This is a genomic window from Roseivirga ehrenbergii (assembly GCF_001593005.1).
GTDB classification, from domain to species: Bacteria; Bacteroidota; Bacteroidia; order Cytophagales; family Cyclobacteriaceae; genus Roseivirga; species Roseivirga ehrenbergii.
Map to the genome: position 1 here is coordinate 56357 of NZ_LQZQ01000052.1, position 16499 is coordinate 72855.

At 39.6% G+C, this 16499-nt stretch carries 12 protein-coding genes; 8 read left to right on the forward strand and 4 right to left on the reverse strand.

What is annotated here, in order from left to right:
- Positions 1–44: 44 nt before the first annotated feature.
- Positions 45–1115, reverse strand: a complete 1071-nt coding sequence (locus tag MB14_RS18560; protein WP_062594275.1) for a mannose-1-phosphate guanylyltransferase — start codon at positions 1113–1115, stop codon at positions 45–47.
- A 1-nt stretch (position 1116) separates the two neighbouring features.
- On the reverse strand, positions 1117–2088 hold the full coding sequence (locus MB14_RS18565; protein WP_062594277.1) for a KpsF/GutQ family sugar-phosphate isomerase: 972 nt from the start codon (positions 2086–2088) through the stop codon (positions 1117–1119).
- 81 nt (positions 2089–2169) lie between these two features.
- Here MB14_RS18565 and recQ point away from each other — a divergent pair, with 81 nt between their 5' ends.
- The 4 genes from recQ to MB14_RS18585 are packed head-to-tail and all read left to right on the forward strand — an operon-like array spanning position 2170 to position 7373.
- The gene (gene recQ, locus MB14_RS18570; RefSeq protein WP_062594279.1) at positions 2170–4359 is read left to right on the forward strand and encodes a DNA helicase RecQ; all 2190 of its coding nucleotides are present in this window, start codon (positions 2170–2172) and stop codon (positions 4357–4359) included.
- Positions 4360–4391: 32 nt separating this feature from the next.
- The gene (purD, locus tag MB14_RS18575; protein WP_062594281.1) at positions 4392–5681 is read left to right on the forward strand and encodes a phosphoribosylamine--glycine ligase; all 1290 of its coding nucleotides are present in this window, start codon (positions 4392–4394) and stop codon (positions 5679–5681) included.
- Positions 5682–5715: 34 nt separating this feature from the next.
- Positions 5716–6906 carry a PSP1 domain-containing protein gene (locus MB14_RS18580; RefSeq protein WP_062594283.1) on the forward strand — a complete coding sequence of 397 codons (1191 nt, stop codon included), beginning with the start codon at positions 5716–5718 and terminating at the stop codon, positions 6904–6906.
- Positions 6903–7373, forward strand: a complete 471-nt coding sequence (locus MB14_RS18585) for a gliding motility lipoprotein GldH (protein WP_084376154.1) — start codon at positions 6903–6905, stop codon at positions 7371–7373. The genes MB14_RS18580 and MB14_RS18585 overlap by 4 nt, the downstream gene beginning before the upstream one ends.
- Here MB14_RS18585 and MB14_RS18590 read toward each other — a convergent pair.
- Both MB14_RS18590 and MB14_RS18595 read right to left on the reverse strand, forming a co-directional pair.
- Positions 7370–11374: an AAA domain-containing protein gene (locus MB14_RS18590; RefSeq protein WP_062594287.1), complete on the reverse strand. Its 4005-nt coding sequence runs from the start codon at positions 11372–11374 to the stop codon at positions 7370–7372. The genes MB14_RS18585 and MB14_RS18590 overlap by 4 nt on opposite strands.
- A 120-nt stretch (positions 11375–11494) precedes the next feature.
- Complete coding sequence (locus tag MB14_RS18595) at positions 11495–12190, reverse strand: class I SAM-dependent methyltransferase (protein WP_062594317.1); 696 nt, start codon at positions 12188–12190, stop codon at positions 11495–11497.
- A 295-nt stretch (positions 12191–12485) separates the two neighbouring features.
- On the opposite strand from MB14_RS18595, the gene MB14_RS18600 reads away from it, so the two are divergent.
- The 4 genes from MB14_RS18600 to crcB are packed head-to-tail and all read left to right on the forward strand — an operon-like array spanning position 12486 to position 16421.
- A complete protein-coding gene (locus MB14_RS18600) occupies positions 12486–14963 on the forward strand; it encodes a DUF5916 domain-containing protein (RefSeq protein ID WP_132644148.1) in 2478 nt (825 codons plus the stop codon).
- Positions 14964–15012: 49 nt separating this feature from the next.
- Positions 15013–15606, forward strand: coding sequence for an acyl carrier protein phosphodiesterase (locus MB14_RS18605; protein WP_062594291.1), 594 nt, complete (start codon positions 15013–15015; stop codon positions 15604–15606).
- A gap of 3 nt (positions 15607–15609) precedes the next feature.
- Positions 15610–16053 carry a hypothetical protein gene (locus MB14_RS18610; protein ID WP_132644147.1) on the forward strand — a complete coding sequence of 148 codons (444 nt, stop codon included), beginning with the start codon at positions 15610–15612 and terminating at the stop codon, positions 16051–16053.
- A complete protein-coding gene (gene crcB, locus MB14_RS18615; protein WP_221405522.1) occupies positions 16050–16421 on the forward strand; it encodes a fluoride efflux transporter CrcB in 372 nt (123 codons plus the stop codon). The genes MB14_RS18610 and crcB overlap by 4 nt, the downstream gene beginning before the upstream one ends.
- Positions 16422–16499 lie beyond the last annotated feature (78 nt).

A 16499-nucleotide genomic window follows, 5' to 3' on the forward strand; every position in this document is an offset into this window, starting at 1 on the left:
CCTGATATAGAGTAGCCATTTTTGTTTGACCTAAGTACTTAACTCTAGCTAAACTCTTCGCCTTTGGCTTTAGCATCGTGTAGAAATTCTCGGAATTTTTTCTCGGCATCCTTCTTACAAATGAGCACTACATTATCACTTTGCGTAATAAGGTAGCCATCTAAATCTTGCGCAACAATTAAGGTATCGGTTGGGCCTTTTACATAGCAATTTTTAGAGTTGTATAAAAGCGCCTTTGCATCTACTACATTACCGTTGTCATCCTTGGCTTTAATTTCATGCAAGGAATCCCAACTCCCCAAGTCTGACCAATCAAAAGTGCCTTTCACCATAAAAACATTACTGGCCTTTTCCATAATACCGTAATCAATGGAAATACTCTTACATTGAGCATAAGCACTATTGATAAATTTTTGCTCTTCTGGGGTATAGTAAGCATCATTACCTTCCTCAAAAATCATTGCTAAGTCAGTGAGGTGTTCATGTAAAGCCGCAATTATAGTTTCTACAGACCATATAAAAATTCCTGCGTTCCATACAAAATCACCACTCTCCACAAATTTTTGAGCCAATTCAAGCTCTGGCTTTTCAGTAAATGTTTTTACTTTTTTCACCTTTTTCAAAGGGCTAGAATGGTACTGAATATAGCCATAGCCCGTTTCAGGCCTAGTGGGAACTATGCCCAGTGTAATCAATTTATCAGATCCACTTGCCGCTTTTATTGCCGTGCTTAAGTTTTTATTAAACAGGTTTTCCTTAAAAACCACATGGTCTGAAGGCGCCACAATCATTATTCCCTTTGGATCTTTTTTCTTGATTTTAAAAGCCGGATAGGCCACAGCTACAGCGGTATTTCTTCCAATTGGCTCTAAAAGAATTTGGTCTTCAGAAAGCAGGGGAAGCTGCTCTTTTACTAAATCGTGGTAACGCTTGTTGGTAACTATGTAGAAATTCTCTTCAGGACATACGGCCAAAAATCGGTCGTAAGTCATTTGAAGCAAAGTACGACCTGTGCCCAAAACATCTAAAAATTGTTTGGGTTTGTTCGCACGACTGTACGGCCAGAAGCGACTTCCAATGCCACCAGCCATAATCACTACATAATTGTGTTCCATGCTATACTATTCCTTCGTTTATCAAATCCTGAATATGGATAAACCCAACGATACTTTCAGCATCATCTAAAACTACCAAATGGTTGATTGAATGTTCTCTCATTTGGTTCATGGCTCGCAAAGCAAATTCTCCTTTTACTATCGTTTTAGGGTTTTTAGTCATTACCTCGGCCACAGTCCTGTGCTCAAAACTCATGTCTTTCTCGATCATTCGCCTGATATCTCCATCAGTAAAAATCCCCGTCAGTTTTCCATTATTATCCACAACGGCTGTTGCCCCTAAACGTTTCTTAGAAATCTCAAGAATGCTCTCTTTTACCAAATCTGTTTCTTTCACAATTGGTAAACCATTTTTAGGATAAATGTCCTCTACTTTCAAGTAGAGCTGTTTTCCCAATGACCCTCCGGGGTGGTATTTTGCAAAATCTTCGCTGGTAAACCCTCGACACTCTAATAAACAAACAGCTAGGGCATCGCCCAAAGCCATATGCGCAGTAGTACTGGTGGTGGGGGCCAAATTATTTGGATCAGCTTCCTTATCAATTGTGGCATTCAATACGTGGTCTGCTTGTTTAGCTAAGTCAGAATCCAGATTGCTCACCAAGGCAATAAGTTTTGCTCCCGTTCTTTTTATTAGCGGAACCAGCACTTTTATTTCTGGTGTGTTACCACTCTTGGAAATGCAAATTACAGCATCATTTGGTTGTACCATTCCCAAATCACCATGAATGGCGTCTGCGGCATGCATAAAAAGAGAAGGCGTTCCTGTGGAATTTAAGGTCGCTACAATCTTATTTGCAACAATAGCGCTCTTTCCTACCCCCGTTATAACCACCCTTCCTTCTAATTTTAGAATCAATGAAACGATGGCTTCAAAACCCTCGTCAATGAATTCAGAAATTTGTCTAATAGCGTCCGCTTCTTTGAGAAGAGTATTTTTGGCTGTAGTTTGAATATTTTTTGCTAATTTCAACTTAATGGCGTTTGAAACATACGCGACAAAGATAAGGATTCGCTCAAACGTTTTTTAAAACTGGATATATTTATAGGAAGTGTGGAGGAATTAAGAAAAAAATTAAAAGAAGTATTCGGTTACGATACCTTTAGAGGCAACCAAGAACCAGTCATAAAAAATATTCTCGCAGGTAAAAATACCTTCGTGATTATGCCCACTGGAGCGGGTAAATCAATGTGTTATCAGTTACCAGCGATTGTTAGGCCTGGAACGGCCATTGTAATATCGCCTTTGATTGCCCTGATGAAAAATCAGGTAGATCAAATGAATGCTGTGGGAATCAATGCCCGTTTCTTGAATTCGACTTTAACAAAAAGTCAGATCAACAAACTCAAAAAAGCAGTTCTCGCTGGAGAAGTAAAATTGCTTTATGTAGCACCAGAGTCGCTTACTAAAGAAGAAAACGTAGAGTTTCTTAAGCAAGCGGACATTTCTTTTGCGGCCATTGATGAAGCCCACTGTATTTCTGAATGGGGACATGACTTTAGACCAGAATACCGCAGAATTAAAAGTATAATCGATCAGTTAGGAGATTTACCCATTATTGCGCTTACCGCTACAGCTACTCCAAAAGTACAGCTAGACATTCAGCGTAACCTGCAAATGGAAGAGGCCGACCTTTTCAAGTCGTCATTCAACCGCGAAAACCTTTATTACGAAGTTAGACCCAAGAAATCGATCAAAAAACAACTGATCAAGTTCATGAGGGAAAACAAAGGCAAATCGGGAATTATCTATTGCCTTAGTCGTAAAAAAGTAGAAGAAATTGCAAACTTTCTTCAAGTAAACGGCTTTAACGCCAGACCTTATCATGCAGGCTTCGATCCTGAGGTTCGAATAAAAAACCAAGATGATTTTCTTAATGAAGAAGTAGATGTAATTGTAGCTACCATTGCTTTTGGAATGGGAATTGACAAACCCGATGTTAGGTTTGTTATCCACTACGATGTACCAAAATCACTTGAAGGCTATTACCAAGAAACTGGTCGTGCGGGTAGAGATGGCCTCGAAGGTCAGTGCATAATGTTCTACAGCTATTCAGACATTATGAAGCTGGAGAAATTCAACAAAGACAAGCCAGTTACTGAGAAAGAAAACTCCAAAATTCTGCTCGATGAAATGAGTTATTACTCGGAATCGACAGTGTGTAGGAGAAAACAATTGCTCCACTATTTTGGCGAAGAATACGATGACACCCAATGTCGTGAAAGCGGCATGTGCGACAACTGTAAATATGAGCGCGAAGAATACGAAGCGCAAGATTATATCAAAACAGCCATTCAGGCTGTAACCGAAACGGACGAAAGGTTTGGCTTAGGACACATTGTAAATGTAATTCGAGGCTCTCAGAATCAGTATATTAAAAGCTATAAGCACAACAAGCTTCCGGTTTTTGGAGCCGGAAAAACCCAAGAGGAAAGTTTCTGGAAATCTGTTGTACGCCAAACCTTACTTTATGAATTCTTGGCCAAAGACATTGAAAATGTTGGAGTTTTAAAGCTTACGCAAAAAGGAAAAGACTTCTTAAAAAACCCATATTCATTTAAGCTCACTAAAGATCACGATTTTAGTGATGTAGACTTGGGCGAAGATGATGGCAATGAAGTGACCCACCAAACCACTACTGGTCAGTCGTACGATAAAGTACTCTTTGATTTGCTAAAAGCAGAACAACGAAAAGTAGCCAAAGAACATGATTTACCGCCATACGCCATTGTTCAAGAGCCATCTTTACAAGAAATGGCTACCACTTATCCCACTACGGAAGAAGCACTGAGCAATGTAAATGGCATTGGAATGGGTAAAGTGAAAAAATTTGGCGCGCCATTCCTTAAAATCATCAATAAGTACGTTGAAGACAACGACATTGATACGGAAGATGTGGTTGTGATCAAATCGTCTGGTTCTAAATCCAAAAACAAAATCTATATCATTCAGCAGATCGATAGAAAAATTGATCTGGAAGAAGTAGCTGATATGAAAGGCTGGACCATGGAGACTTTGTTGGACGAAATGGAAATTATTTGTTTTTCAGGCACCAAGCTTAACCTTGATTACTATTTGGAAGAAATCATGGATGAAGATCGTGAAGAAGACATTCTCGATTACTTCTTAAATGCTGAAAGTGATGATATTCAGTTGGCGCTTGAGGAATTCGCAGATGAAGACGTTTCTGAAGAAGACCTTCGTTTGGTGAGAATAAAATTCCATTCAGAATACGCAAATTAATTACCTTTACCGCTTCAAAAACTTCAAATTTCATGAACATTCTTGTGTTGGGCAGTGGCGGACGCGAACATGCTTTTGCTTGGAAAATCTCGCAAAGCCCACGTTGTAATAAACTGTTTGTTGCCCCTGGAAATGCAGGTACAGCAAGCATTGCCGAAAACGTAAATATTAAAGTAACCGATTTTAAAACCATCGGTGAATTTGTAATAGAAAACCAGATTGACTTAGTAGTTGTTGGGCCAGAAGACCCTTTGGTAAATGGCATTCGTGATTATTTTGAAAAAGACAGTCAGCTTAAGAATGTGCTATTGGTTGGGCCAGGAGCCGCTGGTGCTCAATTGGAAGGCAGTAAAGACTTCTCGAAAGACTTCATGAATCGCCATGGGGTTCCAACTGCAAAGTCTAAAACCTTTACTATTGACACCCTGGAAGAAGGACTCAATTACGTTTCGAGTCACCCAACACCTATCGTGTTAAAAGCTGATGGTTTGGCTGCAGGTAAGGGAGTAATTATTTCCGAAACCGCAGAACACGCTCGTGAAACGCTAAAAGAAATGCTGGTAGATGCCAAGTTTGGTGAAGCATCAAGTCGCGTAGTAGTTGAGCAGTTTTTACACGGAATCGAGCTGTCAGTTTTCGTATTGAGCGATGGCTCTAACTATAAAATTCTTCCCGAGGCCAAAGATTATAAACGCATTGGAGAGAAAGATACGGGTTTAAATACTGGAGGAATGGGTGCCATTTCACCTGTCCCTTTCGCTACCAAAGAGTTTTTAACTAAGGTAGAAGAGAGAGTGATTAAGCCAACCATCAATGGTTTGAAACAAGAAGGCATCGACTACAAAGGCTTCCTTTTCATCGGTTTAATGAATATGGAAGGTGAGCCTTACGTAATTGAATATAACGTTCGAATGGGCGACCCCGAAACGCAGTCCGTATTGTCTAGAATCGACTCTGATCTATTAGAGATTTTAGAAGGTTCAGCCAATGGAACTCTCCATAAAAAGAGCTTCAGTGTTAGCCCTCAAACGGCTACTACTGTGGTAATGGTGGCAGGCGGTTATCCTGAAGCTTATGAAAAAGGCAAAGAAATTTCAGGAATTGAAATGGTAAATGAGGCCACTGTTTTTCATGCAGGAACTCAACTGAACGCTTCTAACCAAGTATTGACCAATGGCGGTAGAGTATTGGCGGTTACAGGCATGGGCGCATCGGTAGAAAAAGCCCTTGAAAATGCGTATAATGGGGTGAACAAAATTTCTTGGCAAGACGAATATCACAGAACCGATATTGGCCAAGACATTTTGAAATTATTAAAATAACGATTTAACGGCCGAAAGGTCTTAAATATAATATATGAGCTGTAGTTGTGGAGTAAGTACCGAAGGGGAAGTCTCTGGCTGCAACAATAACGGAGGCTGTTCAACCGGGGGTTGTAACAAAATGAATGTCTTCGACTGGCTGTCCAATATGGACATGCCCGCTGTAGACACTTTCGATATTGTAGAGGTTAGATTCAAAAACGGCAGAAAGGAATTCTTCCGTAATACAGATAACATAGATTTTGTTACTGGCGATGCCGTTATTGTAGATGTACCAAGTGGCCACCATTTGGGTTATGTTTCTATGCAGGGCGAACTGGTAAGGCTCCAAATGCAAAAGAAAAAAGTAGCCAACAACGATGAAATCAAGAAGATTTATCGAAAAGCTACGCTCAAAGACCTTGAAAAATATGACAGCGTAAGAAAGCGCGACATGCCTACCATGTTCCGTACTCGTCAAATTATTCAAGACCAGAAACTGAACATGAAACTCACCGATGTTGAGTTTCAGGCAGACAATACAAAAGCTACTTTTTACTATTCAGCAGAAGATCGCGTTGACTTTAGAGAACTGATCAAAGTTTTGGCCAGTGAATTCAAAATCCGTGTCGAAATGAAACAAATCAGCCTTAGGCAAGAGGCGGGTCGTTTGGGCGGAATAGGCTCTTGCGGAAGAGAATTGTGCTGCTCTACCTGGCTGAACGAATTTAAAAGTGTGAGCACCAGTGCTGCTCGTTACCAAAACCTAAGCTTAAACCCGGGCAAACTTTCTGGGCAGTGTGGCCGACTAAAGTGTTGCCTCAACTACGAGCTTGAAACTTATATGGAAGCTTTGGAAGATATTCCAGAAGTGACCAAGCTAAAAACTAAGGTAGGAGATGCCAAGCTTCAAAAAACAGACATTTTCAGAAAAATCATGTGGTTTGGCTACGATGGCGAAAACACTTGGCACCCTATTGATGCCCATAGAGTGGCTGAGATAAAAGAAATGAATGAAAAAGGGGTGATTCCTGAAACCCTGACCTTAGACGAACTTGAGATTAAAGATTTGAGCGATGTGGGCATTAACCGCGACCTTGAAAAAATGGACAAAAAGTTCAAGCAAAAAGACAAGGGAACAAATAATCCAGGAGGTAAAAAGAGAAACCTTAACTCCAAAAACAGAAATAGGAGTAACAAGAATAGAAGCCGAAATAAGAACAAAAATAACAGGCCAGAAAAATGAGACGAGTACAATGGCTTTGCCTGTTAACTTTGGTGGCCGCATTAAGCGCCTGCGATCGGTACAAAATTTACGAAGAGGTGTATGATTTTGAGGCTGCCGTCTGGAATATGGATACCATACCTGAATTCGAGTTTAAAATTGAAGACAGCCAACCCAAAAGAATACTGTTGAACGTTCGTAATTCAATTGATTTTAAATCTCAAAACCTCTACCTCACTTATTACTTGCTGAACGAACAAGGCACAGAAATCAAGTCTGAGTTAATCAATATTCAATTGTTTGACCCCATTACAGGAAAGCCATCTGGCAAAGGCAATAGCATTTTTCAACACGAAATAGAGATTCTTCCTGCCTACACCTTTCCCAAAACAGGGGCCTACAAAATAAAAGTAGCCCAATATATGCGCGAAGCTAACTTGCAGGAAATTCCATCTGTGGGGGTTCGGGTGGAGGAAGCTGCGAATTAGTTTGATTCTTGAACCGCCTCCACCAAACGGCCTATATTCTCTTTTACGACTTGAGGGTTCTGCCAAAAATTTCGGCTATGCACAAACCTGTATTTCCATTCTTTCGACTCTAATAGAAATGGCTTGTAAACAAAACTGTCCTTAACCGTAGCGCTTTCATAAAATACGTTATCGTCTGTCATTAAAACACCTTTGTATTTCCCCCTCCACTTTAAAGAAAGGTCGGCAAAAGGAAGTTCCTCGGTGAATTTTATGGGGAAGTCTTTCTCCCAATCTTTCAGTTTATTTTTCAAATACCAATCTTGGCCAAAGGCTTTTGAGGTATTGACAGTGGGTTCATATTCGCCTTCGGATACTTTTTTGGCATATTCCAAATAAGCCTTGAGTAGCTTTGAGCCTTCATTTTTTAACTGACTTACCTTCATTTCTTCTGGCAGTAAAGAAGTTACAATCATTACCTTTTCCTTCGCTCTTGTAATGGCCACATTCAACCGATTCTCTCCGCCAGCCATATTGAGGCTGCCAAAATGTAGGTTGATTTTGCCTTTCACATCACGCCCGTAAGCCGTGGAGAAAATGATAATGTCACGTTCATCCCCCTGAACGTTCTCGATGTTCTTCACAAAAAGCCCTTCCCAATCATTGAGTCCGTGCTCTTCAATTTTATCTTGAATCAAATGCTGCTGGCTCACATTGAAAGTAACCACCCCTACCGATTTAGATGTGTCACTCTTCTTGAGTTGAAGGAGCAATTCAATTACTTTGTCAGCTTCAAGAATATTGGTTTGCTTTTCCCAAAGCCCATCCATTTTGATGAAATCAATGGCAGGTTTCGAATCATTGATTTGATTAAAATGAGGAAGCATCTGAAGCTTGCCTTTATAGAAATGTTGGTTCGAAAAATCAATCAAAGCCAGTGACTGACTTCTGTAATGGCCTTGAAGCTGCACTTGCATTAAGAATTTGCTTGCCAATTCTAAAAGCGATTCTACTTCCAGTGCCATCTCCTCCGATTCTTCTTCCCACTTTACTCTGTATAAATCATTCGGCCTCAATTGCTGACTGTCGCCAGCAATGACCAATTGCTTTCCTCTATAAATAGCAGGTAAGCCCCTTTCTGAAAAGCACTGACTGGCTTCGTCAAAAATGACCAAATCGAAAAAGCTTTCCATAGGAAAAATGGCCGAAACGGATTCTGGTGAGGCCATCCAACAAGGCATCAAAGAAAAAATATCCTCCGAAAAATGATTGATCAATTTTCTCAAAGGCCAAATCTGTCGCTTTTTATTTACCTGATGCTCAAGGTCCCGATAGGTGATCATATTGTTCAGGCGATTGTACTCCGCAGGCTCGTAGGTTTTTTCTCTCGCTTTTTGAAGCAAAATTTGAGTGCTCGTTTCCAGTTTCTGCGCCTCGGCATCCTGAAGATCGCTAATCATCTGCTCAAATTTTAAAGTAGATACCGACCTCAAAATCGGATGTTTACTTTCAATATGATCGATCCAAGCCAAGCGCAAGCTATTATCGAAAATGGCGATGTATTCTGCAGTGGTTCTTGTGCCCAATTCTTCCAACCTTTTAAGCCCAGAAAGCCGAGCCTCTGTTAATGAGCTTTTGATTTGATCCATCTCGCAGATAGAATCGAAATCGCGCTTGAGTGTTCGCTTTAGTTGGGAAAGAAAATCGGAAGGAAGAAGCAGCTGGTCTATCTGCACCGGAAGAATATACTTATTCCACGCTTCCCTCTTTTTGGGTAAATCCTTTAGGGTGGTGCGAATGGCCTTTATTCTTGACTTTATTTCTTTGGCTGTAAGTTTATTTACAGGGAAATACTCTTTGAAATTAGTAAAGGAAGCAAAAATCAACTTGGCCCTTAGTGCCATTTCTAGCTGATCAATCCATGTATTTAAATCTTCCTGTTGAAAAGAATTAGGCACCGCTTCGATCCAAACAACCGATTTGATTTTTGTAATTTGATGTTGCAGGTTCAAGCGGTTATCAATGCGTTGATCTAGAATTTTGAAATCTTCCTTGGTATTGGAAAGCCCATTGGCCACAAGAATTCTCGCCAATCGGATTTTCTCTTTGGAAAAACTCCACTTAATAGACCTAATAATCGATCTTCGAGCATTTGCCCTTTTCTTCAATAAAGTCTGAACCTCTCCAAGTGCTTTGGTTTCTAAACTCTTCTCTACCCCTTCGCCTTCAAAACATTTATTGATCAAAACCCTATTGTTGGCCAACCAAAGCAAGTCGCTCTCCTTATTCGGAACACCAATCATGGGTTTTAGCAGGGCATAAATCTTTTCGTTTTTCAGGTATTCATTAAAGTCTTTGAGCTTGTCTAAATTTTCAGCCATTCTTCGGCAGGTGTCATAATCTACCTTTTCCTCCACTATGGCCGACACTTCCCCTGCCAATCGACTGGTTTCTACAGGAATCTCATCTAGGTATTCCAGCATTTTCTTGAGGTCTTGAACCTTAAAAGAAGAGAAGTCAACCCTTTCAGACCAAGGATGCCCCTCCACATTTAATTTCTGCGCATACTCAAAATAACGCGTCATTTCCTTTTCAAACTGATTGCCTCGGAAATCAATTTGGTTGTACTCTTGCACCAAAGGAATGGACTCCATTTCGGGGTCAGAAGTGAGGTACAATTCCTTTACAGAAAGGCCACTTTCGGTGTCATCAAACAGCGCCTTCTTATAATCTTCGAGTGTATCGGTTACATCATCAATGGTTCGGCTGGCCTGCTTAAACGCACGATCGAGTTGAATGGCGTCTAAGTTGGTATTGTTCCTTTTATATTCATTCAGTCGAGAAATTTGGTTCGAAATTTTCGAGTAAATCTCTTTCCGATCATTCTTGAAATCATGCACCAAGCCAACAAAATCAGTGATGTCCTTTGCTTTAAGGCGTTCATATACCACATCTAAAGCCGCTCGTTTCTGGCTTACCAAAAGTACTTTCCTTCCTCTGGCCATGTAGTCGGCCATCAGGTTACAAATCAATTGTGATTTTCCGGTACCCGGAGGCCCTTGCACTACAATTGAATTTCCCTTTTTAACCGCCTTGATTGCGTTTTCTTGAAAGACATCCTTTCTGAAAGGAGTGAAAGTTTCCTCTTCTTTTACCTTATCCAGAAAGTATCGGTACGGATCAAAGTCGGCTCCAAAGTCATTTTGTTCTGAAAGGTTTTTCTGAGCGAAGAATTCTTCCAGCGAATCCACTTTTAGATTGGCCAGCATATGTTCGTAATCTGGCATAAGGTAAGAATCGGCTTGAGGAAAAATGCCTAATACAGCTTCTGAAACCAAGTTGAGTTTACCGAGGTCATTATCTTTTTCAAATCCAGCTTTTGAAAATTCAGCAAATGGATTCAGTTTATCGGCATAAATAGCGCTTCCGAATCGAATACTGATTTTGCTTTCTTCGAGCAAATCATACAGGCTGGTTCTGAACACGGTACTTCCCTTTTCAAAATCATCAAAAGACCTTTCGAGCAAATCTTCATCAAGGCTTACATTATTAAAATGGGCATAAGCCATTAAAAAGCTTTTGTTCAATGTTACGTTCACATCCGTTCTTGGCTTTAGACTCCACTCATTGTCTTTCATTTCCAGATTCACTGGAAAGAAAATAAGTGGGGCTCGAACGATGGAGCCATCGTTAAATTTGCCCTGCACAAAGGGCCAACCAACATACAAATCCTTTCCTCCTGTTTCATCAAAAAGGAACTGCTCCCTCCTTTTCACTTTTCTCAATCGGGTAGCCAGCTGGTTAGACCGCGCATCTCTAGCGTCTGAATTTGGAATAAGCGGAATGGAGGTTTTCTGGGCAATAATATCTTCTATAATCCGAAAAGAAGGCTTTAAGTCCATATGATCAAAATCGTGGAGATCGATGAACTGATCGGACAAAAGCTTGAGCAACACCAGCGAGCGGTTGTTCGCTGAAAGGTTTGTCAATCGCCTGAGGTAGGATTGCAAAATGTGCTGCATAAACGAATTTAAGAATTAGTCTTTGGTTCGGGTAAAATCGGTGGTTCTTTATTCAAAAAAAGAATGCTGGGAAAAGCATTTTATTCTTTCCAGCATCAATAAAAAAAGTCTAGATAAGAATTATTTGTATTCCTTAGGAATCATTCTGACCAAATACTGATCGTTTTCGTCTTTATGGAGGTAGTATAAAAACCAACCACACTCTTCAGCAATGTCGGCAAGGGTATCTTCATCAATATATACCCAATCAAACCACTCCCCTTTTTCGCCTTGGTATTCGTATTGAAAGCTTACTTCGCCATAGTATTTGTCCGTTGGTATATTTTGTCCCTCATACAAATATTTAATGTCTGAAGTGTCAAAAATCAACTGTCCTTCAGGTTTTAATAAGGTTTTGGCATGATCTAAAAATGTTTTCAATCGGTTGAGTTTACCCACCATGCCTATACCATTCATCAGTAGAATTATGGTATCGTATTTCTTTTGGTTGAATTTGAAATAATCCGCTTGAATGGCGTTTTTCAGGCCATCTTTTTTCATTAAGTCTACGGCATGGCTTGAGGTATCGATAGCGGTAACCTTCTTACCCATTTGTTGCAATACTAAGGCGTGGCATCCTGTTCCTGCACCCACATCCAGGATGTCGCCATCGGCAATAGAAAGTGCCATTTGCTCCATTTCTGGCATCTCTTCATAGCTTCTAAAAAAATACCAAACAGGCATTTCTTCCGACTCACCATAAGAGGTATTAAGTATGAGAGATTGATCTTCTACTCCAGCGTGAAAATCGTTGAGTGCCTTTCCGTAAACATCCATGGCATAAAAGTACATTAAGAAAATGAAAGGACTGAATATTCAGAATTTCATCACAATAAAAATTGGCCTCTTCTATTCTTCTTTGTCCGCACATGCAGGCTCTTATAGTTTCAGTTTTGAAGACTATCCTTTCTGATATTCACATTTTTGAACACAATAATCATATATAATTAAACTCAGGAATTAGTGTACCAAAACCATTCACACCAAAAAATGAGGTGCGTAAATAATTTGAATTTATAAGTCTACCAACAATACCCACCTTTGTGTGTTATTACATACAAACAAAAAAGCATTGAATTTCAATAAGTTAACGACCTTAATTCTGGTATTAGTTTGGTCAATAAGTGTAAACGCTCAGCAGGAGCGGAAATCATTTGAGGCGGTAAGAACTAATGAGAAGATCACCATAGATGGTGTAATGGATGAAGATGTGTGGTGTTTAGCCCCATTAGTGACGGATTTTGTGCAAAACAGTCCAAATCCGGGAATGCCATCCAGCAAAAAGACAGAAGTGCGAATGCTTTATGATGATGAAGCAATTTATGTGGTAGCTCAGCTATACGACAAAAGAGAAGACGTTTTTAACCTATTGACTAACCGTGACAACATTGGTAATTCTGATTATTTTGGCGTGAGCTTTGACCCTTATAATGCTGGGCTCAATGGCGTAGGAATTTTCGTTACTGTTGCTGGTGTTCAATACGATACCCGCTATTCCAACGGTGGCAACGAAAGCATTTGGAGAAACGACTCAGGCTGGAATGCTGTTTGGCTTTCTTCGGTAAAAATTAGCGATGAGTACTGGACTGTGGAAATGAAAATACCCTATGCGGTATTGAGGTTCAGTTCTCAAGATGTTCAGAACTGGGGCATCAACTTTATGCGCCAAAATACTTCCTTAAATGAAAGCTCCTATTGGAGTCCGATCGACCCTGAAATTTCTGGTTATTTAAATCAGGCTGGAGTAATAAAAAACATCAAGAATATAAAACCTCCTACCCGATTATTTTTATACCCTTATGTATCAACAGTTGTAAACAGGTCTACGGAAGTAGGCATGAGCAACCCAAGGTTGAATGGAGGTATGGACATAAAGTACGGAATCAATGATGCCTTTACTTTGGACATGACCCTTATTCCAGATTTTAGCGGAGTAAGATCTGATAGACAAGTACTTAACCTTAGTCCTTTCGAAGTTAAATTTGACGAAAACAGAGCGTTTTTTACCGAAGGGGTTGAGCTTTTTAATAAAGCTGGTTTGTTCTATTCTAGAAGAATAGGCGGCACATTTGGCCACCGTAGCCGAGCGCTAAACGACAAGGAATCGGTTGTTTATTCACCCGATGCCGCGCAGCTTATTAATGCGAGTAAAATTACAGGCCGAACTAATAAAGGCTTGGGAATTGGGTTCTTTAATGCCATTACCAAACCTACTTATTTAGAAGTAGAGAATATTGATACCGGTGAAAAAACCCAGGTGGAAGCAGACCCACTCACCAATTTTAACGTCATTGTTCTCGATCAAAACCTAAAGAATAACTCAAGTGTAACACTTACGAATACGAATGTAACAAGGGCAAAAAATGGAGATGACGCTAATGTAACAGCCTTCAATTTTTCGCTTAACGATGCCAATAGGAATTGGCGTGCTTCAGGCTTTTTTGGCTATAGCAATGTGGCTTCTTATTCAGATGACATAAAGAGCACCAAAGGAGGAATTAAATACAATATTGGTATTAATAAGAATCGAGGACAGTTTCAGTATGGCATCAATAGAAATGTTGAATCAGACACTTACGACATTAACGATTTAGGTTTTTTACGCCAGTCTAACCAAATTGAACATGGGGCAAACTTCTCATTCAATCAATTTAGCCCAGTTGGGGCATTTAACAATTACAGAATAAGACTGAACGCAAACCACGAACAGCTATATGAACCACACGAATTTTCTACATGGAGGTATAGCGTAAATGTTAACGGACAACTTAAAAACTTCTGGAGCCTAAGTACCGAATTCAACCAAAGCCCAGGAATAAGTAATGACTTTTTTGAATCTAGGGTTTCGGGCTATGTTTTCAAAAAACCAAGTAATTATAGTGGAAGAATAAATATAAATACCGACAGCCGTAAGCAAGTACGAATGTCGGCCAACTTAAGGTATGGAAGAAGGCCCGACTGGGATCAAGAAGACATCTCCGGAAATCTATCAGCGAGAGTTAGAATTGGCGAAAGAGCTGAAATCAGTCATAATATAGACGTAAGCAGCCGCGACAACGAAAGAGGATATGCTAGAAGGCTTTACAATAGTAGCACTGGTGATTTAGAGTCTGTAATTTTTGGTAGAAGAGAAGTAAGAAACTTCACCAATACATTAAACGGCAGTTACATTTTCACCAATAGAATGGGGCTTACGCTTAGAGTGAGGCACTACTGGAGTCGTGTAGACTATAAAGAGTTTTATGAACTTACTGAAGATGACGAACTCATAGCTACAAACTACACTGGTATCGATTCAGGAGAACTAGTTGATAATAGAAACTACAATGCCTTTAATATAGACATGGAATACAATTGGCAATTTGCCCCCGGTTCTGAAATTAAAGCTATTTGGAAAAGAAGCATAGGTACAAACGACTATGATACTCAATTGCGTTTCTTCGATAACTTCAACAACACTTTTGGAGCACCAAATGTGGATTCAATTACCATTAGAATGGTTTATTTTATCGACTATTTGAACATTAAAAACATCTTCACCAAAGGCTAATTGTAATTCAAGTATTGAGTGGTTACCTTACTGACCTAATAAAAAGGTCATCAATTATTTAGCACATTTATATCTCTCAGGATCACACTCAAAAATAGCCATTGGCAATTTTTTAGGCGATTTTGTGAAAGGAAGCCAATACCAAGACTACGAACCTGATATTGCCAAAGGTGTATTGCTTCATCGTGAAATTGATCGGTTTACTGATTCGCATGAGGTGGTAAGCCAGAGCAAAAAACGTCTTTCGGAAAAGTACAGGCATTATTCTGGGGTTATTGTAGACATGTTCTACGACCACTTTTTGGCCAAGAACTTTAGCGAATTTCATTCCGATGATTTGAAAACTTTTTCTGAAAATCACTTTAAGCAACTATTGGCCTTTCAAAACCAAATGCCTTCTCGTGCTCAACACATGTTACCTTATATGGTTTCGAATAATTGGCTCTTGGCATATGCCGAAATAAAAGGAATTCACCGTGCGCTTTTAGGTTTGTCTAGAAGAACCAAATTCGATTCGAAAATGGATGAATCAATTCAGGACTTAACACGAAATTATTCGATGTTCGAAGAAGAATTCAGGCTATTTTTCCCCGACATTCAATTACACATTAGCGAATTCAGAGAAGATTTGATTAATTCGTAACACATGATTATTTCTAAGCCCAAACGTAAGACTATCTTTTCCCTAACGGTTTTCACTCTAATTTCCGTTATCGGGGCACTTTACTTTATGCGCCAAATTTTAGCAGAGCCATCGGGTACATGGAGGTATATTCTATTAGGCTTTTTATTGGTGGTTTGTTCCATCATGCTCTATAAGCTTATTTTCAATTATAAAGTATTGAAAATTGGCTACGACCAGATTCATGTTTATTACCCTTTCAGGTTCTTTAAATCTGTACAAGAAATATCTGAATTAGGGGCGTGGCAAGAAACTATTATTCACACTAATAAAACTGAATACAAGCAACTGAAGTTGGTTTTCATAAACAAAGGCTACGTAAAAATATCGAATCAAGAAAATAGCGATTACGATAAAGTATACAAATACATTAAAAAGAAGGCGCCCAAAAAAGAGGTAAAAGAATGATGAAAAACGCACTCATTGTAGCTCTAGGTGGCGCAGTAGGAAGTGCCTTACGGTATGTAATTCAACACACTATTCATTCTAAATACCCAAATTTATTTCCTTACGGTACTTTTGTAGTAAATATTGCAGGCTGCCTCCTTATCGGTCTATTGATGGGCTGGGCCACACAAGAAAAACTCCTTTCTCCTCAAATCAACCTTTTGCTTATTGCTGGGTTCTGTGGTGGGTTTACCACCTTTTCTACCTTTGCTTATGAGGGCAACACGTTCCTACTTGAGAATAAACCTCTACAAGCACTATTGTATATAGCGGCCAGTATTTTTGCGGGAATGATTGCTGCTTACTTGGGTTTGAAGTTGGCGAAGTGATTAGTAATTTTGGATGACCGAAGACTAATTCTAGAATTTGTCAAACTTGTCCAATAAACAATTTAAAAGGACTATCTT